This is a genomic window from Halobaculum sp. MBLA0143 (assembly GCF_041361465.1).
Classification (GTDB): Archaea; Halobacteriota; Halobacteria; order Halobacteriales; family Haloferacaceae; genus JAHENP01.
Window position 1 is genome coordinate 256,363 of record NZ_JBGKAC010000002.1, and the last position, 24,170, is coordinate 280,532.

Consider the following 24,170-nt stretch of genomic DNA (forward strand, 5'->3'; position numbering starts at 1 on the left):
GACTACCGGAACACCGACCACCACCTGTCGCCACCGTCCGCCGACGTGGTCGGACCCGCACGTTCGGCGGTGGCTTCTGCGAGCGACCCGTCGGCAGGTGGCTGCGAGGGGGCGTCCGACTACTCCAGCTGGTGGTAGTCGAGCTCGTGCCCCTCGTCGAGTGCCGTCTGGACCGTCTCACTCGGCTCGCCGACGGGCTCGGTGGTCGTCGTGACGCCGACGTCCGCGGCGTGGTAGTGGATGTTCCGGCGCCACTCCGGATCGGGATCGGTGGCGTCCGTGCGGTAGTGGGCGCCGCGGGACTCGTCGCGTTCGAGCGCCCCCCGCATGACTGTCTCCGCGACCGTCAGCGAGAATCCCACGTCCACGGCGAACTCGAACGACCGGCTCCCCAGCGGACCGACAGCCATCTCTTCGGCGGCATCTCTGACCTCCGCGAGCTGGTCCAACCCCTCCCGGAGCTGGTCGCCGTCTCGGAGCAGCCCCGCGTGGTCCCACAGGAGGTTCTGGAGGTCGTCGAGCACCGCGCGCGGCTCGTGCTCGCCGTCGCTGTCGGCCAGCGTGGTGAGCCCGGCGACGTGTGGCTCGACGAGTGACTCACGCACCGCCGCCGGAACCGTCCCCGGCTCCGGGTCGCGGGCGGCGATTCGCTCGCCGGCGACGGCACCGTACACGACCGTCTCGGCGAGACTGTTGCCGCCGAGTCGGTTGGCGCCGTGGACGCCCGCCATCGTCTCGCCGACGGCGAACAGTCCCGACACGTCCGTCTCCCCGTAGTCGTCGACGGCGACGCCACCCATCCCGTAGTGGGCCGTCGGCGCCACCTCTACTGGCTCTTCGGAGAGGTCGACGCCCAAGTCTTGGAAGCGTTCGTACATCCGAGGGAGCCGTTCCTGGACGAAGTCCGCCTCTCGGTGAGAGATGTCGAGGTAGACACCGTCGTTCTCCGTGCCGCGGCCCTCGCGCACCTCCTGTGCGATGGCGCGAGCGACCACGTCGCGGGCGTCCAACTCCATCTGGTCGGGAGAGTACCGCTCCATGAACCGCTCGCCCTCGGCGTTGTACAGTCGACCACCCTCGCCGCGGACAGCCTCCGTGACGAGCCGGCCGCGCCAGGGCGCCCACTCCGGGTCGGACTCGTCGACGGCCATCCCGGTCGGGTGGAACTGGACGAACTCCGTGTCCATCAGCGACGCGCCGGCGTCCAACGCCAGCGCTGGCCCGTCACCGTTGTTCTCGTCGTCGCGGGAGGTGTGACGGTCGTAGATCGCCGCGTAGCCACCCGCCGCGAGCACGACCTCCGAGGCTTCGATCAGCGTCGGCTCCTCGGTGTCGAGGTCGACACCGACGGCACCGTAGACTCTGTCGCCGTCGGCGGCGAGCTTCGTCACTAGGAGGTTCTCGCGGTAGGGAACCTCCAGCTCCTGTGCCCGGCCGACGAGCGTGTCGAGCAACGACTCGCCGGTGTGGTCGCCGGCGAAGGCGGTCCGGCGGAACGACTGTGCGCCGAAGTAGCGTTGGTCGATCTCGCCGTCGTCCGTCCGGGAGAACGACATCCCCCAGTCGTCAAGTTCGCGGAGGTGGTCCGGCATCGCTCGCGTCACCGTCTCCACCTTCGCGGGGTCGTTGACGAAGTGCCCCTCGTTCAGCGTGTCCGCGGCGTGGATCGCCCAGTCGTCTTCCGGGTCGTGGGTGCCGAGTGCGCCGTTGATACCGCCGCGCGCCCACGTCGTGTGTGCGTCGCCGTGCCCGCGCTTCCCGACGACGAGCAGGTCGTCGACGCCACGCTCCGCGAGCTCGATAGCGGCTCTGGCGCCCGCCGCGCCCGCTCCGATCACGAGTACGCCGACCGACTCCGTCTCGTAGTCGACTGCACTCGCCGTGTCCTCCGGTGTACTCACATGTACCTTTAGAACACGATAGGGATATACCAGCGGCACGCGTGCGCGACCGCGCACACGCGCGGACGTGCGGGGCGCCAGCGGCAGACGTGTCGTCTCCTATCGTCTCCGGTCACTCTACCACTGGGGCGAGGCACGGTCGGGACGGGTTCGACGACGACCGTCTGACTCTCCCCTACCCAGACGGCAGCGCCGCCGGTCGTCACTCCACCGTCGGAGTGATCGTCCTCGTCTCGCCGTCGAACGTCTCCAGCGACAGTTCGACGTCGTCGCCCGGGAGTCGTCGGGGGAGACTCAGCTGATCCTCCAGGTAGCTGATCGCCGCAGCCTCCCCCAGACGGAGTCCCTCGATGCCGTCCGTCCGGTAGTGGATTCCCGCCCTGTTCCGTCCGAGTGCCATGTTGGAGGCGAGTTTGTTCAACTCCCCTCGGACGGTGAGCTCGTCGTCGATGTCCTGCTCGTCCGCCCGGAGCCCCGACTCCGGGAGCTCTGCGGCAGTTACGAGCTCTCGCCCGTCTCTCGTCGGGACGACCTTCTCGTCGGCGGGGAAGGTGTGGTCGCCGTCGAACAACGCCTTCATGACGGTGACGCCCGCACCGGCGACGACGGAGTGGCCCGCCGGGTACGAGGGGTGGACCGGCGACCCCTCGGCGTACGCCTGTGGGAGCAGGAGCGTGTCGGTGTCGAAGCGTTTGCCCGTCTCCGCGACCGCGTCGGAGTCGAGCAGGTTGTCCGGGAGCGACGACGACAGGTCGACACCTGCGGGACTCTCGAGGGGGCTCCCGTCGCGTGTCGCCTCGACCCGCCCGCCGTACTCCTCGGGACGGAGTCGACGGTGGACGTTCCACTTCTTGTGCCAGGCGGCCTTCTGTCCCACCTCGCTCGCCTCCAGGACTCGCTTCTCCACGTACAACGGCCCGAAGTCGTTGAACGGGAGCGTGGTCTGTGCGGTGAACGCCGAGGCGGTCCGCGGGCTCCCGTCCGGGGCGGCCCCGTCGAGCGGCTGCAGGCTGTACGGTATCCCCGCGTCCAACGGCGTGCTCGTCCCGAACACCAACACCTGTGCGGCCTTCTGGAGCTGCCTGAACGGCGGGTCGCCGTGGACGCGCTCTGCCATGTCTCGCCCGGTGATCACGTACCGACGCTCCGACTGGAGTCGGATCCCGTCGAGATCGTCGTCGAGCGAGGGAGCGACCCCGCGTTGGAGCTTCAGCCAGTCCTCGACGGACGTCGCGTACTCTCGTCCCGGTGGCGGTACCTCGATCCGCTGCGTCTCGATACCGCTGCCCAGCGGCCGATCCTTCCACAGGAGCTGAGAGATGTACGGCCCCGTCGTCGCGCCCGGCGTGACCCCACGGAACACGTTGTCGGCGTCGACCGTCCCGTCGGCACCCGGACCGGCGTAGGCGTCGAGCCCGTCGAGCTCGTCGGCCGCTGCCTGGACGTCCTCGTGGCTGTCGTAGTTGCGGAACTTCACGTCACGGGTGAGGGCGCGCCAGTAGAGCTCGACCATCTCCGCGCCGGCCTCCGGGTCGTCGATCCTCGGCGGGGTCGCGATCCGGAGGGTCCCGGTCGACTTCCCGGCGGCGAGGTACGTCCACGCCGTCTCCGGCTGCGCCAGCGGCCTGGAGTCGAGTGCGTCCACCGCCTCGACGAGGTCGACCGTCTCGGGGACGTCGCCGCCGGTCGCGTTCTCGAACGCCTGCGGGATCTCGTCGTACCCGACCGTCTCGCCGCCGGACTCCGCGGCGGCGACCAGACTGTCGTAGGCGGCGCTCGCCGGGAGCCCGGTCGTCGAGTCGTGCGGGAGTGACTTCCCGAACTTCCCGACGACCGACTCCTCGGCGACCCGCTCGTTCGACGCGTGCGGGCTGGTGTCGGCGGTGACGAGGAGGTGTTCGCGCGAGTACGCCTCCCGCGTCCGAAACTCCGCGTCCACCCGCCGTTGGAGTGTCGAATCACTCGCCGCGTCGTCTGCCCCACCTCCGCCGCCCGGCGGGTCGGCACTCGCCCGAATGACGACGGGCAGCGTCTGGTCCGTGTCGACCCCGTCCGTGTCGACGGCGACACCGACCGCGAGCGTGTCGCCGGTCGCAACCGACGGAGCGGCCGCCGTCGCCCGGAGCGGGGTGTCACCCGTGCCGCTGGCGTAGAACGACAGATCACCGGGGTCGAAGGCCGACCCGTCGAACTGTGGTGTCGCCCAGACGTACACCGACTGTGTCCCCCGGTTCTGGATCTCGAACACGTCGTCGAACTCGTACGTCGAGTCCGTCCCCAGCCCCTCGCCACCCGTCTCCGTGTCCGTGAACGACAGCCCGAGCTCGTTCCCGTCGGCGGCGGCGAACTCCCCGTTCGGCCCCGTCGACGGCCGGAGCGTGAGGAACGCGCTCGCGTCGGGAGCGACCGACACGGACACGTCGCGTCGTGCGCGAACACTCGAGAACGCCCCGGAGCCGACCGCACCGGCACCCCCGGCCAGGCCGCCGACCCCCAACAGGAGCTTGCGTCGCTTCATCGCTCACCCGTGTAGCTGTCACAGTCGTCTCCGACGGCGTCGTAGCGTCGCCCGTCGCCACGCCGTCGTGAACACCCTCGGTCCGTCGATACTCTGCTGTCCGCACGTCTACAGTACGAAGTCGCCTCGCTGACGTCCATCGACAACGGTCCCCAAGACGGTGGGTCGATTAGTATTGACTCGGTTGCGAGGCGTATCGAGCCGGTTGTCGGCCGTTACGCCCCGATTAATCCCGGACACGACGGCGACCGGGGCGGAGCGAGAGTTCGCCGATTACGGGGTCGGTGAGGAGTGACGGCTCCCTCGACCGCGAACGACGACTCTGTACACTCGAACGCCTCGCGCAGTTCCCCGAGGGACGTCTCTCCGTCGACTACCGAACAGCATGATCTGTCTGGCTCCGAATTTTAAACCTCTGTTCGTACCGTTTTGTCTTTGCGTGGGTTCAGAACCGATAGTGGTTAACACCAGGGGTTCGAGGTGCCCGTAGAAATGAGTGACACAGGGGTGAGTCGAGGAACGAGCCTGGGGCGCGTGGAGGCGTTCCTCCGAAACGTGCCGGACGGTCGGTCGATGAGCGACGAGATGTGGCGTGGTCGCCACCGAAAGATCCTGCTCGCGCTGGCGGCACACGTCCCCTTCCTGGCGGCGCTGGGGTTGTTCACGGGGACGCTCCCGGTCGCGGAGGCGACGATCCCGGCGACGCCGACGTGGTTGGTCGCCGGGGAGTTGGGGCTGCTCGCCGTCGTCGTCGCCGCAGCCTGGAGTAGCCGACCGCGGCGGCGTATCCGCACGCTCCTGTCGGCGTTCGGTTGGATGCTGGCGTCGATGGCGCTCGTCCAGTTCTCCGGAGGGTACATCGAGGCCCACTTCCACTTCTTCGTCGCCGTCGGGGTGTTGGCGAGCTACGAGGACTGGCTGCCGTTCGCGGCCGGCGTCGGCTACGTGGTCCTGGGTCACGGGGCGTTCGCGACCGTCCTCGACGCGAGTCGGGTGTACAACCACGCCGCCGGTGCCGGGAACCCCTGGGTCTGGGGCGGGATCCACGGTCTGTTCGTCTCGATGCTGGCCGTCTCCGAGCTGTCGAACTGGCAGTCGATCGAGCAGTCACGCCGCGAGGCGCGCGAGCAGTTGGCGGAGGCAGAACGGCAACGCGAACTCGTCGCCGACGCCGAGACGGCACAGGCAGAGGCGGAGCGCCGCGAGGCGGAGATCACCGCACTGAAACAGCGTCTGGAGTCGACGGCAGAGTCGTACCGTGAGACGATCACGCGGGCCGCCGACGGCGACCTGACTGTCCGGTTGGACGAGGACGCGGACGACGAGTCGATGCGGGCCGTCGCCGAGTCGGTCAACCGGATGTTGGTGGCGCTCGACGAGACGGTCGTCGAGACGCAGTCGTTCGCGGACGACGTTGCCGACGGCTCCGACTCGGCCGTGAGCGCCGCGACGACGGTGGAGACGACCAGCGAGACGGTCGGGCGGACGGTCAACGAGGTCGAACGCCAGGTGACGGCCCACCGAGACGACCTCGCGCAGGCGGCCGACGAGATGAACACGCTGTCGGCGACGGTCGAAGAGGTCGCCGCCTCGGCCTCGGAGGTGGAGACGACGGCGACGCAGATGGCCGGCACCGCCGACGACGGGCGAGCGGCCATCGAAGACGCCGTCGCGGCGGCCGACGACGTCCGGGAGACGATCGGCGACACCGTCGCGACCGTCGAGACGCTGGACGAACGGATGGACGAAATCGACGAGATCACGGCGCTGATCGGCGACATCGCCGCCCAGACGAACCTGCTCGCGCTGAACGCCAACATCGAGGCCGCCCGCGCGGACACGGACGGCAGCGACGGGTTCGCCGTCGTCGCAGACGAGGTGAAGTCGCTCGCAGAGGAGACGCGGGCCGCCGCGGGCGACATCGAGTCGTTGATCGCCGGCGCACGCGAACAGACGGAGACCGTGAGGGAGACGGCCACTCGGGCGGCGAGCCACGCGGACGACGCACAGACGGCCGTCACGGCCGCCGGCGAACAGTTCGACACACTGGCCGAGCAGGCCGCGGCGACGACGGACGGCGTGACGGAGATCAGTCGCGCCACGGACGACCAGGCCGCGAGCATCGAGGAGACCGTCAGCGTCGTCGATCAGGTGCAGACCGGGAGCGAGGAGACCGTCGAGGCCGTGAGCGACATCGCCGAGGCGGCGACTCGACAGACGTCGGAGGCGCAGGCCATCGTCTCGGAGGTCGAACGACTCGCTCGGCAGGCCGACACGCTCCAGACGTCACTGGAGACGTTCACGACCGCGGAGACGGACGCGAGTGACGGCGTCGACGTTCCGCGGTCGGCGGGTGGGCCGGCCGGGGTGGCCGGCTCGCGGTGACGTCGGTGGAGGTGGACTCTCTACACCGCCTCCGAGTCGGCGGGCGTGTCGACGACGCGGACCGTCTGCGTTCGGTGCCGGGACGGGCACTACGGCGCCGACGACGGCCGGGTGTCGGGGAGGGAGTCGGACGGGCACGTCGAGGTCACGCCAACAGCCCGCCGTCGACCCGTAGCACCGCTCCGGAGACGTACGAGGCGGCGGGACTGGCGAGGAACCCGATCACTTCGGCGACCTCTTCCGGGTCTGCCAGGCGGTCCTGTGGAATGGGTTCCTCGGCGAGCACCGCCTCGGCGTCGTCGTACGGACCGGACGTCAACAACTGCGTCTCCGTGTACCCCGGACAGACGGCGTTGACGCGTACGTCACGGCTCCCGTACTCACGGGCGAGTGACCGAGTGAGCCCGACTAGTCCCGCCTTGCTGGCAGCGTAGTTGGCCTGTCCGGACCACCCACGAAGCGCGGCGACGCTGCTCACGTTCACCACCGACCCGCCGTCGCTGCGCAACATCTGACCCAGCGCGGCCCGGGAACAGTAGAACGCCCCCGAGAGGTTCGTCTGCACGACACGCTCCCAGTTGTCGTCGGACAGGCGGACGGACAGCCCGTTCGCCATCGTCCCGGCGTTGTTGACGAGCACGTCCACCGGTCCGAACTCCTCGCGGACCGCCTCGAACGCCGCCGCGACCGCGTCCGCGTCACCCACGTCGAACTGGTGCACTCGACTCTCCGTGTCGAACGACCCCAGTTCCGACTCCAGTTGTGCGGCTGCCGTCTCGTCGGCGCAGTACGTCGCTACCACGGACACGCCTCGTTCGGCCAGGTAGTGGACGACCGCGCGACCGATCCCGCGCGTTCCACCCGTGACGACGGCGACCGTGTCGTCACCGTCAGGCCACACTGTCGAACACCTCGCGAGCGTCCGTCGGCTCGTCGAGCGTCACTACCTCTCCGGAGACACCGGCGCGCTCGACGAGCGCCGCGAGTGTCCCGGCCGGCGGGAGTTCGACGTACCTGTCGACACCCGCCTCGTCGAGGTGCGCGACCACGTCCGTCCACCGGACGGGGTTCGTCAGTTGGGTTGCCAGCTGTGACCGAGCCCGACTCCCGTCCGTGTACGGATCGCCGGTCACGTCGGAGACGACGGGCGCGTCCGCAGTCTCGAACGCTGTCTCAGCCAGCGCGGCCTCGAACGGATCGACCGCCGAGGACATCAACGGCGAGTGGAAGGCGGTGCCGACGTCCAGTTCTTCGAACCTGGCAGTGTGTGTCTCCGACAGCTCCTCCCGAACGGCCGTGACCTGGTCGGTCGCGCCGCTGACGACCGTCTGTCGCCGGCCGTTGTACACCGCGACGGAGACGTCCGAGTAGTCTGCACACACCTCCGCGACGTCTCCGGGGTCGGTCAACAGGACCGCGACCATCGTCCCCGGGCCGTCTCGTTCCCCAGCACGCTGCATGAGCCGTCCACGTTCGGCGACGAGTTCGGCACCGGCACCCGCGGGGAGCGCCCCCGCGGCGGCGAGTGCAGTGAAGTGACCGAGACTGTGACCCGCGAAGAACGTCGGGTCGACGTCGAACCGTCGGTCGGTCGCACGTGCTGCCGTGACGCCGACCGCGAACACCGCCGGCTGTGTGTAGCGTGTCTCTCGGAGCCTGTCGTCGGAGCTCTCGAACACCAGTGTCTCCAGGTCGAGGTCGAGTGACCCGTCCAGACGGGCGAACGCCTCGCGGAACTCGGGCCAGGCATCGTAGAAGGCCGCTCCCATCCCGCTCGTCTGGCTCCCCTGACCGGGACACAGCAGCGCCGTCTCGGTCACGACGGACCACCTCCGCCGACGGCGACGGTGACGACCGCCGTCGCCGTGTCGCTCTCGCGGTCGTGGGTCAGGCTGATGGCCGTGTCGACGGCAGCCGTCGACGGTGGTGCACCCACCGTCTCGGTCAGTGCTCGCCTCGCCGTGTCCGCGACGGCGAGCCGTGGGGCGCCCGTCTCCGTCCGGTGGGTCGCAACGTCACGGAACGCGACCCGGCCGGGATCGTCCACCAGCTTCCTGGCAGCCTCCTTCACACACCACCGGGCGGCGTAGTGTTCGGCCGGGTGTCTGGTCCCGTCACAGTAGGCCCGTTCCTCGGTGGTGAACACGCGGTCGACGAACCCGGTCGCCTCGTCGGCGACGAGTCCGCGGATCCGTCCGATCGACACCGTGTCGACGCCCGTCTCGACCCGGACGTTCGGGAGGTCGGTCACCGGCGGCGAGGGCGGCTCAGACACGCTCGAACACCACTGCGCCGTTCGTCCCGCCGAAGCCGGCGGAGTTCGCGAGCACGACCTCCGGATCCGCGTCGCGCGGCTCCGTGACCACGTCGACGCCACAGTCCGGTGTCTCGTGGTTCACCGTCGGAGGGATCGTCCCCTCGTGGATCGAGGCGGCCGAGATCGCCCCCTCGATTGCCCCGCTCGCGCCGAGGGTGTGCCCGACGTTCCCCTTGTTCGCCGTCACCGGCGGCGGATCGTCGAACACTTCGTGGAGACACAACGCCTCGTGATCGTCACCACGAGGAGTCGCCGTGGCGTGTGCGTTGACGTGATCGACGTCCGCCGGCGAACGGTCGGCGTCGGCCAACGCCCGTTCGATCGCCGCGATCAGCCCGCGTCCGTCGCTGGCCGGCCTGATCAGGTGGTCTGCGTCGGCGGACCGACCGACACCCGTGACCGCCGCGTACGCCGTCGCGCCACGCTCGGCGGCGTGGCTCGCCGACTCCAACACGAGCGCACCGGCGCCCTCGCCCAGGAGGAATCCGTCGCGGTCGGCGTCGAACGGCCTGATCGCCGCCGTCGGGGCGTCGTTCCGGCTGCTCATCGCCCGCAGCGAGTCGAACGCCGCGAGCCCGGTAGAGCAGACCCCGGCGTCGGCTCCCCCGGCGATCATCACGTCGGCACGCCCGAGCCGAACGTCGTCGACGGCGTCGGCGATCGCGTGAGTCCCGGCCGCACACGCTGTCGATGGCGCCCGGTTCGGTCCACGTGCGTCGAACACGACACTCGCGTGACCGGCGACACTGCTGGTCAGCGACTGGATCGAGAACCGGGTGTCCGGGCGGCCTCCGTCCCGCATACGGAGCTGGTGTTCGTCGATCTCCAACTGTCCTCCGAGACAGCTCGCGTAGCTGACCCCGGCACGGGTCGGGTCCCAGTCCGGTCCGTCGTCGGCGTCGAACCCAGCGTCTGCAACTGCCTCGCTGGCGGCGACGACCCCGAACTGTGCGTGACGACCCGCGCTGCGCTCGTCGACCGACGGGTGCGCCGACGGGTCCGCGGCGACCTCACAGCCGACCCGTGTTCGGAAGTCGTACCCGTAGGTGTCGAGGTCGAACTGCGTGATCGGACCGGCGCCGCTCTCGTGACCGAGCAACGACTCCCACGTCTCCGAGAGAGACCCTCCGACGGGAGTGATCGTGCCCAGGCCGGTGACAACCACGTCGTTCATCCGTCAGTCTCGCCGCTCGGCGACGTAGGACTTCACCGCGCCGACGGTCGTCAGCTCCTCTAAGTCCTCGTCTGGAACGTGAACGCCGAGTTCGTCCTCGACGAGCTCCGCCATCTCGACGATGTCCAACGACTCCGCAGCTAGCCCGTCGTCGTCGAAGGGCGTGTCGTCGTCGAACTCCGACTCGTCGACCAACAACGCGTCTGCGACGATCTCGTCTACCGTTTCGCTCGCCTCGTCCGAGAGTTGCATGTGTGTGAGAGTTATTTATCCTCTCGGTTGATAAGTAGTTCGGTAAATCGACAATCAGTTGTGGGCACAGAACGACAAAAACCGTCCCTCCGGGACGACAGCGCAGACGCTTCGGGTCGGTCCTCGTCGACTACTGGCCCACTTCGAGCAACACCTTCCCGACGCTCTCCCTGTCTTCTACGTGTCGGTGTGCGTCGTCGGCCCGTCGCAGTGGGAACGACCTGTCGGTCACGAGTTCCAACTCGTCGCGGGCGAACCCGTCGAGCACCGCCTCGCGTGCCGACGCCACTCGCTGTGGGAGGTTCGTCTCGGCGTCTTCCAGGTGGTAGCCGACGACCGAACGGTTGTCGAACAACAGCCGGGGCGCGGCGACGCTCGGCACGTCACCGCTCGCCAGTCCGTACGTCACGAGTCTCCCCCCCGAAGCGAGCGTTCGGACGCTCCGTCGGAACGTCTTCCCACCGACGCCGTCGAGCACCAGGTCGAACCCGCCGTCGAGCTCGTCGGCTGCCACCTGTCGAATCGACTCCGTCGTGTAGTCGACAGCCCGGTCGGCACCCAGCTCTCGCGTCAACTCCCGCTTCTCTTCGGTACTGGCAGTAGTGTACACCGTACAGTCGACACTGTCGGTCAGCTGGAGTGCCGCAGTCCCGACGCCGCCCGCCCCGGCGTGGACCAACACCGTCTCTCCAGCCGTCAGCCCTCCACACGCGAACAGAGCGTTGTGTGCAGTCAGGAACTGAACTGTCCCGCTCGCGACCTCGAGGCCGACACCGTCGGGAACTCTGTGGACGCGCGTCGCTGGAACGGTGATCGATTCCCGGTAACACTCCGGCTCGACGACGACGAACACGCGGTCACCGGGGTCGTAGTCCGTGTCGCTCCCGGCGTCGGCGACGCGCCCGGCAGCCTCCATTCCCGGTACGTACGGTGGGTCCGGCGAGTGAATGGCCTCTCGGTTCGGATACGTCCCACGTCGTTTCTCGATGTCCGCGAAATTGACACTCGTGTACGCGACTTCGATTCGTACTTCCGTCGGACCCGGCTCGGAGACGGCCCGCTCTGTCACCCGCAGTACCTCGGGCCCGCCGTGGTCGTCTGCGACAACTGCTCGCACAGTCGTTGTTCTCACCTACGCTCGCTTAGCTCTTGTGAATCGAACGATCAATATACTGGCTACGAGCGGATCCGGGTACGCACGGGCCCACCGACCGTCGTGTGGTGGTCACGCCGCCGACCGACAGACTCCCTCACGCGCGCTCCCGAGACACCCGCCGACCGCGGGTTCGTCCGCCCGAGTCGTACTCTGTGAGTAGTTTTAAATTCGAGGATTGTAATGTCCTTCTGTGAGTCAGAACGATAAGCAAGACAGATCCGATATCCTCACCGTGCGTGACTTACAGAAGACGTACGGCAGCGGTGAGGAAGCCGTTACGGCGGTCGACGGCGTCAGTTTCGGCGTCGAGCGAGGCTCGATCACCGGGCTACTGGGGCACAACGGAGCCGGGAAGACGACGCTGATCAAGATGATTCTCGGGTTGGTGACCCCGACAGCCGGCTCCGTCGTCTTGGGGGACGAAGACGTCACCGGGCGGTCGAAGGCGGTGGCGAGCCGGGCTGCGGCCGTTCTCGAGGGCGCTCGGACGATGTACTGGCGACTCACCGTCAGGGAGAACGTGGAGTTCTTCACCCGACTGGCGGGAAACACTCCGGGCTCTCGCGCACAGCGAAACGAGGAGCTGTACGAGGCGTTCGACATCGCCCACCGCGTCGACAAGACGGTGAACGAGCTTTCGCGGGGAATGAAACAGAAGGCGTCTATCGTCACGGTGTTGTCACAGGAGCCGGACCTGCTGGTGTTAGACGAGCCGACTCTCGGACTGGATGTCGAGAGTTCACTCGAACTCAGACGACAGCTCCAGGAGATCGTCGCGGAACGCGACACGACCGTTCTGGTGTCGAGCCACGACATGGCCGTCGTAGAGGAGATCTGCGACCGGGCGGTGATCCTCTCGGACGGTGTGGTCGTCGCCGACGAGTCGGTCGCCTCACTGATGGACCTCTTCGAGACCCAGACCGTGACGGTGACGCTTACCAGCCCACCGGCCGAACTGTTGGACACGATCGAGTCGCGGTTCCGAGTGTCCACCCACGAGGCCATCGGTGACAGACACCAGATCGAACTCTCGATCAAGAACTCCGCGGCGATGCACTCCCTCACCGGAGTCATCGCGGAACACGACGCGGCCTCGCCCGACATAGAGACCGCACAGCTCGACTTCGAGGAAGTGTACCTCCAGTTGACCAGGGAACAGGAACGAACGGACGACCGTTCGGAGAAGACGGCAAATGCGTGAGTCACTCGATCTGTTCGTCGGAGTGCTGAAAAAGCGGCTCTTACTCCTGTACCGGTACCCACTCAACACCGTCGCGTACCTCTTCACACTGTACGGATTCTTCCTGTTAGTGTTCCTGGGCGGGCGGACGGTCGCCGGTGGGGCCTTCGACAACTCCGTCGACTCCCTCGTCGTCGGGTACTTCCTCGTCACGATGGCGTTTACCGCCTACAACGAACTGGCGAACGCCTTCTCCAAGGAGGCCTCGTGGGGGACGCTCGAACAGCTGATGATGTGTGACGCCGGCTTCGGTCGCCTCGCGACGTTCATCGCCGCCGCACAACTGCTCGTGGGTGCGTTCTTCGGCGGTGTGATCCTGGTTGCGGCCGTCCTGACCACCGGCGTGACGCTGTCCGTCCACCTGCCGAGCGTCGTCCCGATCATCTTGTTCGGCGTGGCGTCGGTCTCTGGCGTCGGGTTCGTGTTCGGTGGCGCAGCAGTGTTGTACAAGCGAATCTCGAACCTGTTCAACGCGGTCCAGTTCGCCTTCATCGGACTGGTGGCGGCGCCGGTCCAGCAGATCCCGGCACTGAAGCTACTCCCGTTGACTCAGTCTAGCTGGCTGCTCCAGCGTGTGATGCGCGACGGTGTCGTGATCTGGGAGCTCCCGCCGACGGAGCTGGCGATTCTCGTCGCAACGGGGGTCGGGTACTTCGGACTCGGCCACCTCGTCATGCTCCGGCTCGTGAGCGTCGCGCGTGCCCGAGGTGTCGTCGGGCACTACTGAACACCCAAACGCCGCCGACTCTTCCGTCGCGAGTTGACTCTATCTCCTCTCCGACGGGAGATCTGTTTTATTGCCTATAACAAAAAACCACTTCTAATCGCCAGATTTAACTCACACGCTCCGGAATAGACGGTTGCAATGTCGATCAACACCGACATCGAGACGGAGTACACGCCCAGCACGCCGACTGTCGAGGACGCAGACGACCGACAGCTCACCGGTTCCTGTGTCAGCGACTCCTGCGAAGAGAACTAACTCCGACCGACCGGCGGTCCAGTTCCCACAGAGGGCAGTCGATCGACCGGTCACCGCTTCGACGAGAACCGGTGACTCTGATCGGTTGCCTCTTTTTCCGACAAAATCTTTGAAGCTGACGACAGAGTTAAGTTCAACTGAGTTAAATTGGTGGTTGCAATGTCGAACAACCCCGACATCGAGACGGAGTACACGCCTAGCACACCAACCGTCGAGGACGTAGACGACCGACAGCTCACCGGCTCCTGCATCAGCGGGACGTGTAACGACTGATCCGAGGGCGACCCGTAGCGCTCGGTTCTCTCACAGACTTCTCTCCGGTACGACAGTGGACGACTAGCGAGAGTAATTGCACCCTCCCGAACAATTTCCTGACTGAACTGTAAGTTCCGATTTTATCCACCAGATTTAACTCACACGCTCCGGAATGGACGGTTGCAATGTCGATCAACACTGACATCGAGACGGAGTACACGCCCAGCACGCCGACCGTCGAGGACACAGACGACCGACAGCTCACCGGTTCCTGTGTCAGCGACTCCTGCGAAGAGAACTAACTCCGATCGACCAGCGTCGATCGGCCTCCGGCACTACAGTTTTTTACCGACGGTGCTCACTGAGCGCCACCTAAACTGATTAACTCTAGCTAAATACTTATACGCTAGTAGCTGTAACTGTAGGGTATGTCGGAAACGACAACCCGAGTCGAGGAGGAGTACACGCCGAACGTCCCGACCGTCGACGAATCGAACGAGCGGAAGCTGTTCGGCTCCTGCACCAGCGACACCTGCCAAGCGTAACGCCCCCTCCCGACCGGCGTCGGTCGGGTTCGACACCTCAGTTCTTCGAACGGTGGTATCCACCAACGCTCCCTAAACTGACCTACTGTAACCAAATACTTATGTATTGCTGACTGTAACTGTGGGGTATGTCGGAAGCGACAACCCGAGTCGAGGAGAACTACACACCGACCGCCCCAGCAGTCGACGGGTCGAACGAACGACAACTGTTCGGTTCCTGTGTCTGCGACTCCTGTGACAAGGACGGCTGCACGGGCATCTGATCACCGGCCGACCCGACGCCGACGCCTCCGACGGGCGCCCCACACCTTTTTGTAGTCTGTGTCGAATTAGTGCACAAAAAACTCGGTAGGTTTACGTTCGTAGTAGCTGAATGTACTTACCGTGTTCGTGAGCACTTCACGAACAGCTTCGATACGATGTCACGAGACGAGATACCCCTCGACACTGCGACACTCACCGCCCGGGCCACACCGCTGTACGACCGGCTCGGTGGCGGCGACAGCGACGACTCGGTTCCCCCCGTCATCGACTCGGCGTCACTCCGCGAGGAGTGGCGAGCGTCGCTGGCACCGGCCGACGACGGCGCGTGGGCCGCCCGGTTGACACACCTCGACGCGTCGCCGACGGCGTCGATCGCCGACCCAGTGCCAGACAGCGACGCGGGATGGGTCGACACTCTCCGCGCGCTCGTCGACTCGTTGCTCGACGAGGAACTGTCCCCGTCGGACGACCGGGAAGACGAGGCACCGTTCACACACGTCGTCGAACCGATCGTGTCGTTTGCCGCCGAGCCGTGTGAGTTCGGGCCCGTGCTCGCTCCGTCGGCGGTCTCGGATCTCCGTGCGGAACTCGCCGGGCGGCTCCGCCGTGTGCTCGCACAGGCGTTGTTCGTCGAGTTCAAACTCGCCGCGGACCCAGAGGCGGAGGGTGTCGTCTCTGTCACCGACGTTCCGACGGGGACGGGTCGCCCGCGCTACTCCGCGTTCGTGGCCCGACTCACCGCAGACGGGCTCGCCGGGTTCTTCGAACGGTACCCCGTCGCCGGACGGCTTACGGCGACGATCGTGTCCGAGTGGCGCGACCGCGTCGTACGGCTGGCGGAACGCGCCCGTGCAGACCGCGCCACGTTGGCCGACCGGTTCGACGAGGGCACGGCGCCGGGACCAGTCGTCGATGTCTCGGCGACCGGAGACCCACACGACGGCGGGGAGTGTGTCTCTCGTGTCGAGTTCGACTCCGGGCTGACGCTCGCGTACAAGCCACGGCCGGTCGACGCGCACGCAGCGTTCGACGAGTTCTGTGAGTGGCTCGCCACCGAGACCGATCTCTCACTCCCACACCGCGCGACGGTCGTCACACGAGACGGCTACGGCTGGGTCGAGTGGCTCGAACAACGCGACTGTGAAGACGAGGCCGCGGTCGAACGGTACTACCGTCGTATCGGAACGCTCGCCTGCCTGTCGTACGTGCTCCGGTTCACTGACGGCAACTACCAGAACCTGGTCGCCGTCGGCGAACGACCCGCGTTGATCGACCTAGAGACGGTCTGTCGCCCGGCGTACCCGGACGAGGGTGGGTTCGGCCAGCCCGAGTTGGCCGAGATCGTCGACGAGTCCGTTCTCTCGACGGGGTTGTTCCCGGTCGTCACCGCCGAAGACGACATCGTGGGTGTCGGTGGGCTCGACGACCCGGGGGAACGCGAGACGTCGATCCCCACCCGGAACTTCCAGGCCGTCAACACCGACGAGATGGAACTCACGTTCGATCACACGACGACACACGACGGCCGGAACCAACCGACGGTCGACGGCCAGCCACACGGTCCGGACGACTACGGGACGGAGATACTCGCGGGGTTCGAGCAGGCGGCGAGCGTGGTCGCCGCGGAACGCGACCGGCTCGCCGACCCGAGCGGCCCGTTGTCCGGGTTCGAGAGCGTCGAGATCCGGACGTTCCTCCGCAGCACGATGGAGTACACTCGTGTCCGACGGCCGCTCGTCACGACGGAGTACCTCCGTTCTGGGGGGAAGCGAGACGTTCGCGTCGAGACGTTGCTCAAGCGGGTCGACTTCACGGCCGCAGACGAGCGACGAACGGCGTTGTTCCGGGCCGAGCGTGCTGCCATCGACCGTGGCGACGTGCCGCGCTTGACGATCCAGACGGACGACACGGCGGTCTCCTGTGGCGGTCGAACCGTCCCGGGTGTCCTCGAAGAGACGCCGTTCGAGCAACTGCTGGCGCACGTCGCCGAGCTCGGCGAGTCGACACTCCGAGAACAGGCGGACTACCTCAAACTGGCCTACGAGCCTCGTGAACTCCGTCTCCCGGACCCACCATCGGCGCCGGCGACAGCCCCGCGATTGACAGACGACCGACTCCGTAGTGTCGTCGCCGGTGTCGTCGACCGAGTCCACGATGCCGCCGTCGAGACGGACGACGGCACCACGCGCTGGTACGTCCGAGAGGGCCGCCCGGGTGGGGTCCACGTACACGACCTCCGAGACGACTTGTACGGCGGACGCCTCGGGCTGGCGACGTTCGGGGCAGCCGCACAACGGGTTCTGTCCGGACCAGTGGCACGGCGTGCGGCCACGATCACCGACGAGGCAGTCGCGCCGGTCCTCGACAGCGTGCGGGCAGACGACCTCCCCACGGAGAAACTCGGCGTCTGTCACGGCCGCGGCTCGTTCGTGTACGCGCTGGTGAACCTGTGGCGTCTCCGAGACGACGACCGATTCCTCGACGCTGCCGTGCGGGTCGCAGACACCGTCCCCGAGCTCGTCGGCGACGACGACGTGTACGACCTGATCGGGGGGGCTGCCGGCGGCGCGCTGGCGCTGTCGACACTCGCGGACGCGACAGACGACAGCCGGCACCGCCAGACTGCAGTCGACCTCTGTGATCACCTGTTGTCGGAACGGATCGACCACGACGGTGTTCGCGTCTGGGAGACGCACGACGGTCCCGAGCGTGCACTCGTCGGCGCCGGCCACGGGATCGCCGGGATCGCACTCGCGCTGGGGCGAGTCGGCGCCACAGTCGACGCGCCACGGTTCAAGCAGGCGGCCGCAGATGCGCTCCAGTTCGAACGCGACCTGTACGACTCCGAACGAGGAGGCTGGCCGGACTTCCGACTCGGGACGTACCGACGGGGGTGGTGTGCCGGTGCTGCCGGGATCGCGCTCACCCGTGCAGAGCTGATCGCGGTCGACGACAGACCGGCGTACCGACGGGACTTGGACCGTGCCGTGGAGTCGATGCAGACGGGGAAGCTCCACGACCGTGACCACCTCTGTTGTGGCAACCTCGGTCACGCAGCCGTGACACGGCGCGTCGACGAACTGTGTAACCGACCGTTGCTCGCACGTCGCGGGCGGGCGCTGGCCGCACGCAGCCTCGCACGCGGCGACGACGACTCTACGCTCGCGTACGACACCGACCAGTGGTACAATCCGACGCTGTTCTTGGGTGATCCCGGGGTCGGGTACGCCGCCTGCCGACTACTCGATTCGACAGTTCCGTCGCTGTTGGCCGTCGAGTGACTACATACTCTCCCAGACCGCTTCAGTGCCGTCCCACTCGTGACGCAGCATGTCGAGCAACACGACGTCGATCTCCTCGCCGTCGAACGTCACCATCTCTCGTTTCCGCCCGGTCTGTGTGAAACCGACGCCCTTCGCTCCCTCGATAATCGGTGCGTTGGTCTCCATCGTCTCGATCTCCAGCCGGTGGAGACCGAGCTGTCGGAACCCGTAGTCGACGATCTGGACCGTCGCGTCGACGCTGATCCGCGACGGCTGCTGTTCCGGTGCTACCCAGATCCCGAGCCCGCCGGTCCCGTGTTGCCAGTCGATCGGCGCAATCTGCACGTAGCCCACCGGATCGGACTCGTCGACCGGTACCATCAGCAGCCCGACGTTCTCGCCACAGTCGATGGTCTCGTACCGTTCTCTGACCCGCGCCTCGTTGTGAGGGAGATCCGTGTAGTACTGCTGTATCTCCGGGTGGTTCAGGTACTTCCGGAGAAACGGGATGTCCTCTTCTTCGACGGTACACAGCTCGACGTGTCTCCCCTCGATGAAAGTTGCACCCGGCATCGAAAAGAGAGAGGAATTTCTACTACTTAAAACCGACGGATAAGAGTGAAACTCACTCGTGCAAGCGATGCCACAATGCCAGCAGCGACGGAAGGACGAACACGCTGGCGAGGAAGGCACCGACGAGCGCGAGCCCGACGACGGAACCGATGTTCGACGTCTGGTCGAACGGTGAGATGGCGAGCGTTCCGAACACGGAGACGGTCGTGATCGTCGACCCGAGCAACGCTCCACCGGTGCCTCTGAGGGAGCGTTCCAACGCGTCGAACGGTTCGTCGTCACCCGTCACCTCGTCCGCGAACCGGTCCGTCACGTGGATGGAGTAGTCCACCCCGAGGCCGATCACCAGCCCGATCATCAGCGCGGTGAACAACGTGATCGGGACGCCCAACAGCAGCATCCCGAGTGAGATCAACGCGACCACGAGCGCGACGGGGACGAACGCGATCACACCGAGGAGTGCGCTCCCCTCGACGACTCTGTACACGAGCGCCAACAGGAGCAACACCGCTACGAGCGAGACCACGACGGTCTGGAACACGCTGCCGATCACGGCACGCAACAGCGCGGCCGTGATGGACTGCCGGCCGGTCACGTACGCGCCCACGCCGTCGAGTTCGCCCACCGGCTGGACAGTCTCTCGTATCGTGTTGTCGACCACCACCGCGTCGCTCGTCTGTTCGGTCTCCACCACCAGCCGGAGGGACCGGTACTCGTCGCCCTCCCGTTCGACGACACTCGCCGCGGTGTCGGGTGCGACACGGTAGAACGCGTCGTAGACGCCGGTAACGTTCTGTTCTGGGACGCCGTCGTCGTCCGTGTCCGCCCGTTCGAACACGTCACCGAACCGGTCACTCTCGTCTGCGACCCGCCGCATCTCCGTCAACGGTCCGGTCGTCTCGGCGAGCCCACCCTGGCGACGGAAGGCGACGGGGCTCTCTGCGGCCGCCTCCCGACTCTCGTCGAGTCGTTCGAGCGCCTCTGGATCGGCCACCGACCCTTGTATCAGGATCTGTGTGGGGCGCGACTCCGGATCGGACGAGAGGTACGTCTCCTCGACGTACGCACGGTTCTCGAGGAACGGGTACTGCTCGACACCCAACGGCTCCGGTAGTTCCTGTGACCAGTCGTCCGGTTCGCTGATCCCCGTCTGGAGGCTCTGATCGAGCTGCGTCCACGCGAACACTCCACCGGCGCCGGCGACGACCGCGACGACGACGACCGCCACCGCGGACAGCCGAGCGGCGGAGACACCGGCGGTGAGTACGCCCGCGACTCGGTCCCCGTTACCGACCGGCTGATTGTCCGGCCCCGAGAGGAACCGTGTTCTGAGACCGTCCAGCTCCAGCTTCGCCGCCGGAACGAGCGTCACGAACACCAAGAACGTGGCGACGATTCCGAGAGACATCGCGGCCGTCAGGTTCCGCACGTCCGACAACGGGTTCGTCACGTTCGAGAGGAACCCGACCGCGGTGGTCACGGTCACGAGCGCGAGCGCGACACCGACGGCCGACAGCGCTCGACGCATCGGGCCACGCCGTCCCTCACCCGGCTCGTGGTTCTCCCGGAACCGCATGAAGATGTGGAAACTGTAGTCGATGGAGAGCCCGATGATGAGGATGACCGCGATGGTGCCGGCGGTGCCGAACGGAATCGACAGCCACCCCATCAGTCCGGCCGTCGCCACCAGCGACGAGAGGACGCCGAACAGCCCCACGAGGATGTCACCCAGGTCACGGTAGGCGACGATCATGGTGAGGATCATCACCAGCAGTGCGATCGGTCCGGTCAGTTCGAGGATGTCCTGGTTCACCCGCGAGAACGTCCCGTCGCCCGCCGGACCAGAGAGCATGAAGTAGTCACTCTCGGCTGTCGCCGGGAGCTCGGCGAACAACACTTCACCGAGACGTTCTGCGGTCGCTCCGCCACTGTCCTCCGACGCGAGCGAGTCGTCGGGCACCACGAACACTATCCGTCGCCCGGTCGCCGTCGCCGTGCCGGGCTCGTAGCTGTTCGGCATCAACTGCAGTGCCCGACTCTCCGCCGACAGCAGTTCTCGCTCGATCTCGTCTATCTGGTCGGCGTCTGCCCGTTCTAACGCCGTGAACCGTTTCTCGTAGCTGGCAGCGGGGTTGCCGGTCAGCTGCGAGGTGACCGCGACGGCGATGCTCGCAGTCTGCCCGTCCTCTCGGATCACCCCCCCGACAGTCTCGTTGTCGGTGACGCGTCTGTGGAACTCGAGTGAACGGCGAAGCGAGTCCCGGTCGAGGACGTCTCCGTCTCCGTCGCGGACGTACACGGCGTACACCGTCTGGTTCGACCCGCCGACCGGATAGTTGTCGACGATGTAGTCTAACTTCTGTTCTGCAGTCGAGTTCACCTGGAGTGAACCCCCGTCGGCGCTCGGAATACTGGCGGCACCGACGGCGAGGCCGGCCAACAACACCAGAGTGACGGCCACCGTCAGCTTGCTCCGGCCGGCGACGACCGACGCGAGTCGGCTCACGACGCTCACGATGCACCCTCCGACTGTCGTCTACATTCGATCATTTGTATTTTCGTATGCTGAAAAGATTCGAACAGTAATTCAGCTTTTCGGTATTTGACGACAAATCACCGTCTACGGTAACCGAGGGGCGACGCGGTCGGCGAACGACTCGTACTGCTCCAGCCGGGTGGACCGCGAGAGACCCGGGACGACGACGCTCGGAATGATCGCCAGGTCGTCGTAGTCACACACCGACGCGAGCTCGGAGAACCGTTCGACCAGGTGGTCGGTGTCACCCACGATGGGGGCGTCGCCGGACTCGATTACCGCGTCCGCGTCGATGGGAATACTCGCCGCCTGTTCTTCGGAGGCACTGGACCGTCGAACGCTCAACAGCACCTCCTGTCCGGTTCGCCACTCGTCGACTTCCGACTCGCTCGCCACGGACGTGTCGAAACACTGTATCTCGGCGACGACGCCTCGGCGCCGCTGCGGGTCCCACCCACGCCCGAACGGCTCACCGTCGAGCGACGGGCGTCGGTCCGGCCAGTCGGCCGCGGCAGCCGCCTCGTGGTACCGGTCGACCATCTCGGCGAGGTCGTCGAAGTACTGACAGTACGTACAGACGTTGGCACCGCGGCGTGCCGCGCCGGCGGCGGTGTCCGGCGAGACCGTGACCTGCCACATCTGTGGCCGGGGGCGCTGCTGGGGGAGTGGTGTGACGTGGAGGCCGGTCTGCACTGTCTCCTCGCCGTCCATCCCCACGAACGACCCGAGATCACGGTCTTCACCCGCGGCGAAGTAGGAGTACTCCAGGTCGTCACCCCAGTCGAGGCCCGCGGGCGGAACTGTCGACTGTTCTCCCTCGTGGCTGACCGGACCGTCGGCCCACGCTGCACGCAGCAACGACTCGTACTCGTCGAAGATCTCTCCCGGCTCCCCTTCCGGTTCGAACAGCGCTCGTTCCCGGTCGCCAGACCCGGTCGCCACGCCGACGTCGAGCCGTCCGCCGGAGAGAACGTCGATCGTCGCCGCCTGTTCGGCGAGTCTCACCGGGTCTCGCTGCGGGAGCGAGATCGCCGCCTGCAACAGCCGAATCTCGTCCGTCCGCGCAGCGACGAACGCCTGGACGAGCAACGGGTCTGGAGCGGTCTGCACGAGCGGGTCGAAGTGGTTCTCCGAGTGGACGACGAAGTCGTAGCCGAACTCCTCTGCGGCGACCGCCATCTCGACTTGTGTCTCCGTCGCTCGTCGGTGCGACTCCCGCAGCTCCGCGAGGTCCGAGTCCGGACCCACGTACCCGTTGTCGTACTCTGTGGTCGGATAGCCGATGAACCCTTCACAGTGACAGCCGATGGTCACCATGGGTCACATAACCTCTGCCACAAGTAAATTTCTTTTGTCAGAAGGTCACTTATCTGACGAGAGAAGAATCTCATCGTCGGGTGACGTGTGAGCCAAGGATCCCAGTCGAGCAGCCGACCGCACCACTCGAATTAGTTTGTGCCCGGGAACGGGAGGACTTTAGTCACACCGGTATGGAGTGAGTGTGTGCAACGTAGCTGTCGAGCCCCTCTGGAGGTGGGAAGCCGTGCTCGGTGACGACGAGTCACCCGTCGTCACCGGCGTCGGGCTGCTGACCGCCGGCGGCGAGAGCCGCTCGACGACCTGGGAGACGATCAGAGACGGAGACAGTCGCCTGACGCCACCGACGGAGGTTCACCCAGCCGTCACGGAGCAGTACGACGTCCACGTCGTCGGCAGAGCGACCGAGTTCGACCCGCAGACAGTGTCGGGGTACGACCGCCGCACGACCGGGCGGTACGCCGCGTTCGCGCTCGACGCAGCCGAAGAGGCGCTGATCGACGCCGCGCTCGACCCGGACGGACCCGACTGGACGGCCGACCGAGTGGGCGTCAGCGTCGCCTCCGTCTTCGGTGGACTCGACGAGATCCTCGCGGAGTACGACACGGATCGGTCGCGGGTGTCGTCGTACCTCGCGACGAAGTCGTTGGGGAATCTCGCGGCCGGCCACGTCGGGATGACCGTCGGAGCACGTGGTCCCAACCGGACGCAGGCGACTGCCTGTGCGGCCGGCACACACGCTCTCGACGCCGCAGTAACCGACCTGCGCCGCGGCCGGGCCGACGTGATGCTCGTCGGCGGAGCCGAAGCCGTCCTCAACTACTACGGTATCGCCATGACCGCCGCCCCACGGGCGTACACGAGCCGCGCCGGACCGGACGCCGTCCGCCCGTTCGACGAGTCCCGTGACGGACTCGCGCTCGGCGAAGGGGCGGCAGTGATGATCGTCGAGACCGCCGCTCACGCGCGCGACCGGGGTGTCGAGCCGTACGCCCGTGTCACCGGCGTCGGTGCGACGGCCGACGCACACCACCCAGTCAGTCCCCCGACTGACGGGCACGGACTCCAACGGTCGATGCAGATGGCGCTGTCGGAGGCCGACGTCTCTCCCGACGCCGTCGACTACGTCAACACACACGGAACGGGGACGGTCGCGGGGGACACGGCGGAGGCCAACGCCGTCGAGACCGTTCTCGGAGAAGACACTCCGATAACCTCGGTCAAGGGAGCGATCGGACACACGTACGGTGCGGCAGGTGCGATCGACGCGGCCGTGACGGCACTGTCCGTCGACCGCGACACGGTCCCCGCGACGGCGAACGTCGAGACGCCCGACCCGGAGATCACCCCGCCGGTCGTCACGACCCCGACCGACGAGTCGGTCGACACCGTCGTCTCCAACTCCGCCGGCTTCGGTGGGACCAACGGCTCCATCGTGTTCGAGACACCGGACCGGTGAGCGCCGTCGACCGGCGTCCTCACCAGCGCCCGC

The 24,170-nt window shown here is 66.7% G+C and carries 17 protein-coding genes; 6 read left to right on the top strand and 11 right to left on the bottom strand.

What is annotated here, in order from left to right:
* Nucleotides 1-119 precede the first annotated feature (119 nt).
* Nucleotides 120-1,901, bottom strand: coding sequence for an L-aspartate oxidase (locus RYH79_RS16590; protein WP_370901392.1), 1,782 nt, complete (start codon nucleotides 1,899-1,901; stop codon nucleotides 120-122).
* Nucleotides 1,902-2,103: 202 nt separating this feature from the next.
* Nucleotides 2,104-4,419, bottom strand: a complete 2,316-nt coding sequence (locus RYH79_RS16595) for a hypothetical protein (RefSeq protein WP_370901394.1) — start codon at nucleotides 4,417-4,419, stop codon at nucleotides 2,104-2,106.
* 492 nt (nucleotides 4,420-4,911) lie between these two features.
* Between RYH79_RS16595 and RYH79_RS16600 the strand changes: the two genes are divergently transcribed.
* Complete coding sequence (locus RYH79_RS16600) at nucleotides 4,912-6,804, top strand: methyl-accepting chemotaxis protein (protein WP_370901396.1); 1,893 nt, start codon at nucleotides 4,912-4,914, stop codon at nucleotides 6,802-6,804.
* Nucleotides 6,805-6,949: 145 nt separating this feature from the next.
* Here the strand turns inward: RYH79_RS16600 and RYH79_RS16605 are convergent, their stop codons facing one another.
* The 6 genes from RYH79_RS16605 to RYH79_RS16630 form a co-directional block, all read right to left on the bottom strand.
* Complete coding sequence (locus RYH79_RS16605) at nucleotides 6,950-7,705, bottom strand: 3-oxoacyl-ACP reductase family protein (RefSeq protein ID WP_370901398.1); 756 nt, start codon at nucleotides 7,703-7,705, stop codon at nucleotides 6,950-6,952.
* On the bottom strand, nucleotides 7,695-8,624 hold the full coding sequence (locus RYH79_RS16610; RefSeq protein ID WP_370901400.1) for an ACP S-malonyltransferase: 930 nt from the start codon (nucleotides 8,622-8,624) through the stop codon (nucleotides 7,695-7,697). Before RYH79_RS16610 ends, RYH79_RS16605 begins: the two co-directional genes overlap by 11 nt.
* A complete protein-coding gene (locus RYH79_RS16615) occupies nucleotides 8,621-9,079 on the bottom strand; it encodes a holo-ACP synthase (RefSeq protein WP_370901402.1) in 459 nt (152 codons plus the stop codon). The genes RYH79_RS16610 and RYH79_RS16615 overlap by 4 nt, the downstream gene beginning before the upstream one ends.
* Nucleotides 9,072-10,295: a beta-ketoacyl-[acyl-carrier-protein] synthase family protein gene (locus RYH79_RS16620; protein ID WP_370901404.1), complete on the bottom strand. Its 1,224-nt coding sequence runs from the start codon at nucleotides 10,293-10,295 to the stop codon at nucleotides 9,072-9,074. The genes RYH79_RS16615 and RYH79_RS16620 overlap by 8 nt, the downstream gene beginning before the upstream one ends.
* 3 nt (nucleotides 10,296-10,298) lie before the next feature.
* Nucleotides 10,299-10,547 (bottom strand): phosphopantetheine-binding protein, encoded by a 249-nt coding sequence (locus tag RYH79_RS16625; protein ID WP_370901406.1) that lies wholly within the window; start codon nucleotides 10,545-10,547, stop codon nucleotides 10,299-10,301.
* Nucleotides 10,548-10,677: 130 nt separating this feature from the next.
* On the bottom strand, nucleotides 10,678-11,664 hold the full coding sequence (locus RYH79_RS16630; protein WP_370901408.1) for a quinone oxidoreductase family protein: 987 nt from the start codon (nucleotides 11,662-11,664) through the stop codon (nucleotides 10,678-10,680).
* A gap of 229 nt (nucleotides 11,665-11,893) precedes the next feature.
* Between RYH79_RS16630 and RYH79_RS16635 the strand changes: the two genes are divergently transcribed.
* The 4 genes from RYH79_RS16635 to lanM all read left to right on the top strand — a co-directional run bounded on the left by RYH79_RS16635 (nucleotide 11,894) and on the right by lanM (nucleotide 18,270).
* Entirely contained in the window at nucleotides 11,894-12,904 is a 1,011-nt protein-coding gene (locus tag RYH79_RS16635; protein ID WP_370901410.1) for an ABC transporter ATP-binding protein, read from the top strand.
* On the top strand, nucleotides 12,897-13,670 hold the full coding sequence (locus tag RYH79_RS16640; protein ID WP_370901412.1) for an ABC transporter permease: 774 nt from the start codon (nucleotides 12,897-12,899) through the stop codon (nucleotides 13,668-13,670). The genes RYH79_RS16635 and RYH79_RS16640 overlap by 8 nt, the downstream gene beginning before the upstream one ends.
* Before the next feature lie 1,183 nt (nucleotides 13,671-14,853).
* Nucleotides 14,854-14,988, top strand: coding sequence for a hypothetical protein (locus RYH79_RS16645; RefSeq protein WP_370901414.1), 135 nt, complete (start codon nucleotides 14,854-14,856; stop codon nucleotides 14,986-14,988).
* Nucleotides 14,989-15,144: 156 nt separating this feature from the next.
* On the top strand, nucleotides 15,145-18,270 hold the full coding sequence (gene lanM / locus RYH79_RS16650) for a type 2 lanthipeptide synthetase LanM (protein ID WP_370901416.1): 3,126 nt from the start codon (nucleotides 15,145-15,147) through the stop codon (nucleotides 18,268-18,270).
* Here lanM and RYH79_RS16655 read toward each other — a convergent pair whose 3' ends face one another.
* The 3 genes from RYH79_RS16655 to RYH79_RS16665 all read right to left on the bottom strand — a co-directional run bounded on the left by RYH79_RS16655 (nucleotide 18,271) and on the right by RYH79_RS16665 (nucleotide 22,678).
* Complete coding sequence (locus tag RYH79_RS16655) at nucleotides 18,271-18,825, bottom strand: GNAT family N-acetyltransferase (protein WP_370901418.1); 555 nt, start codon at nucleotides 18,823-18,825, stop codon at nucleotides 18,271-18,273. It lies immediately after the preceding gene.
* 52 nt (nucleotides 18,826-18,877) lie between these two features.
* Entirely contained in the window at nucleotides 18,878-21,340 is a 2,463-nt protein-coding gene (locus RYH79_RS16660; RefSeq protein ID WP_370901420.1) for an efflux RND transporter permease subunit, read from the bottom strand.
* A gap of 105 nt (nucleotides 21,341-21,445) precedes the next feature.
* Nucleotides 21,446-22,678, bottom strand: a complete 1,233-nt coding sequence (locus RYH79_RS16665; RefSeq protein ID WP_370901422.1) for an LLM class flavin-dependent oxidoreductase — start codon at nucleotides 22,676-22,678, stop codon at nucleotides 21,446-21,448.
* A gap of 226 nt (nucleotides 22,679-22,904) precedes the next feature.
* Between RYH79_RS16665 and RYH79_RS16670 the strand changes: the two genes are divergently transcribed.
* Nucleotides 22,905-24,137, top strand: coding sequence for a beta-ketoacyl-[acyl-carrier-protein] synthase family protein (locus tag RYH79_RS16670; RefSeq protein ID WP_370901424.1), 1,233 nt, complete (start codon nucleotides 22,905-22,907; stop codon nucleotides 24,135-24,137).
* Nucleotides 24,138-24,170 lie beyond the last annotated feature (33 nt).

Bases quoted from the DNA above. Each gene is read 5' to 3' on its own strand.
- RYH79_RS16595 (WP_370901394.1), bottom strand. From the start codon at position 4,419: ATGAAGCGACGCAAGCTCCTGTTGGGGGTCGGCGGCCTGGCCGGGGGT.
- RYH79_RS16600 (WP_370901396.1), top strand. From the start codon at position 4,912: ATGAGTGACACAGGGGTGAGTCGAGGAACGAGCCTGGGGCGCGTGGAG.
- RYH79_RS16620 (WP_370901404.1), bottom strand. From the start codon at position 10,295: ATGAACGACGTGGTTGTCACCGGCCTGGGCACGATCACTCCCGTCGGA.
- RYH79_RS16625 (WP_370901406.1), bottom strand. From the start codon at position 10,547: ATGCAACTCTCGGACGAGGCGAGCGAAACGGTAGACGAGATCGTCGCA.
- RYH79_RS16640 (WP_370901412.1), top strand. From the start codon at position 12,897: ATGCGTGAGTCACTCGATCTGTTCGTCGGAGTGCTGAAAAAGCGGCTC.
- RYH79_RS16645 (WP_370901414.1), top strand. From the start codon at position 14,854: ATGTCGGAAGCGACAACCCGAGTCGAGGAGAACTACACACCGACCGCC.
- lanM (WP_370901416.1), top strand. From the start codon at position 15,145: ATGTCACGAGACGAGATACCCCTCGACACTGCGACACTCACCGCCCGG.
- RYH79_RS16655 (WP_370901418.1), bottom strand. From the start codon at position 18,825: ATGCCGGGTGCAACTTTCATCGAGGGGAGACACGTCGAGCTGTGTACC.
- RYH79_RS16665 (WP_370901422.1), bottom strand. From the start codon at position 22,678: ATGGTGACCATCGGCTGTCACTGTGAAGGGTTCATCGGCTATCCGACC.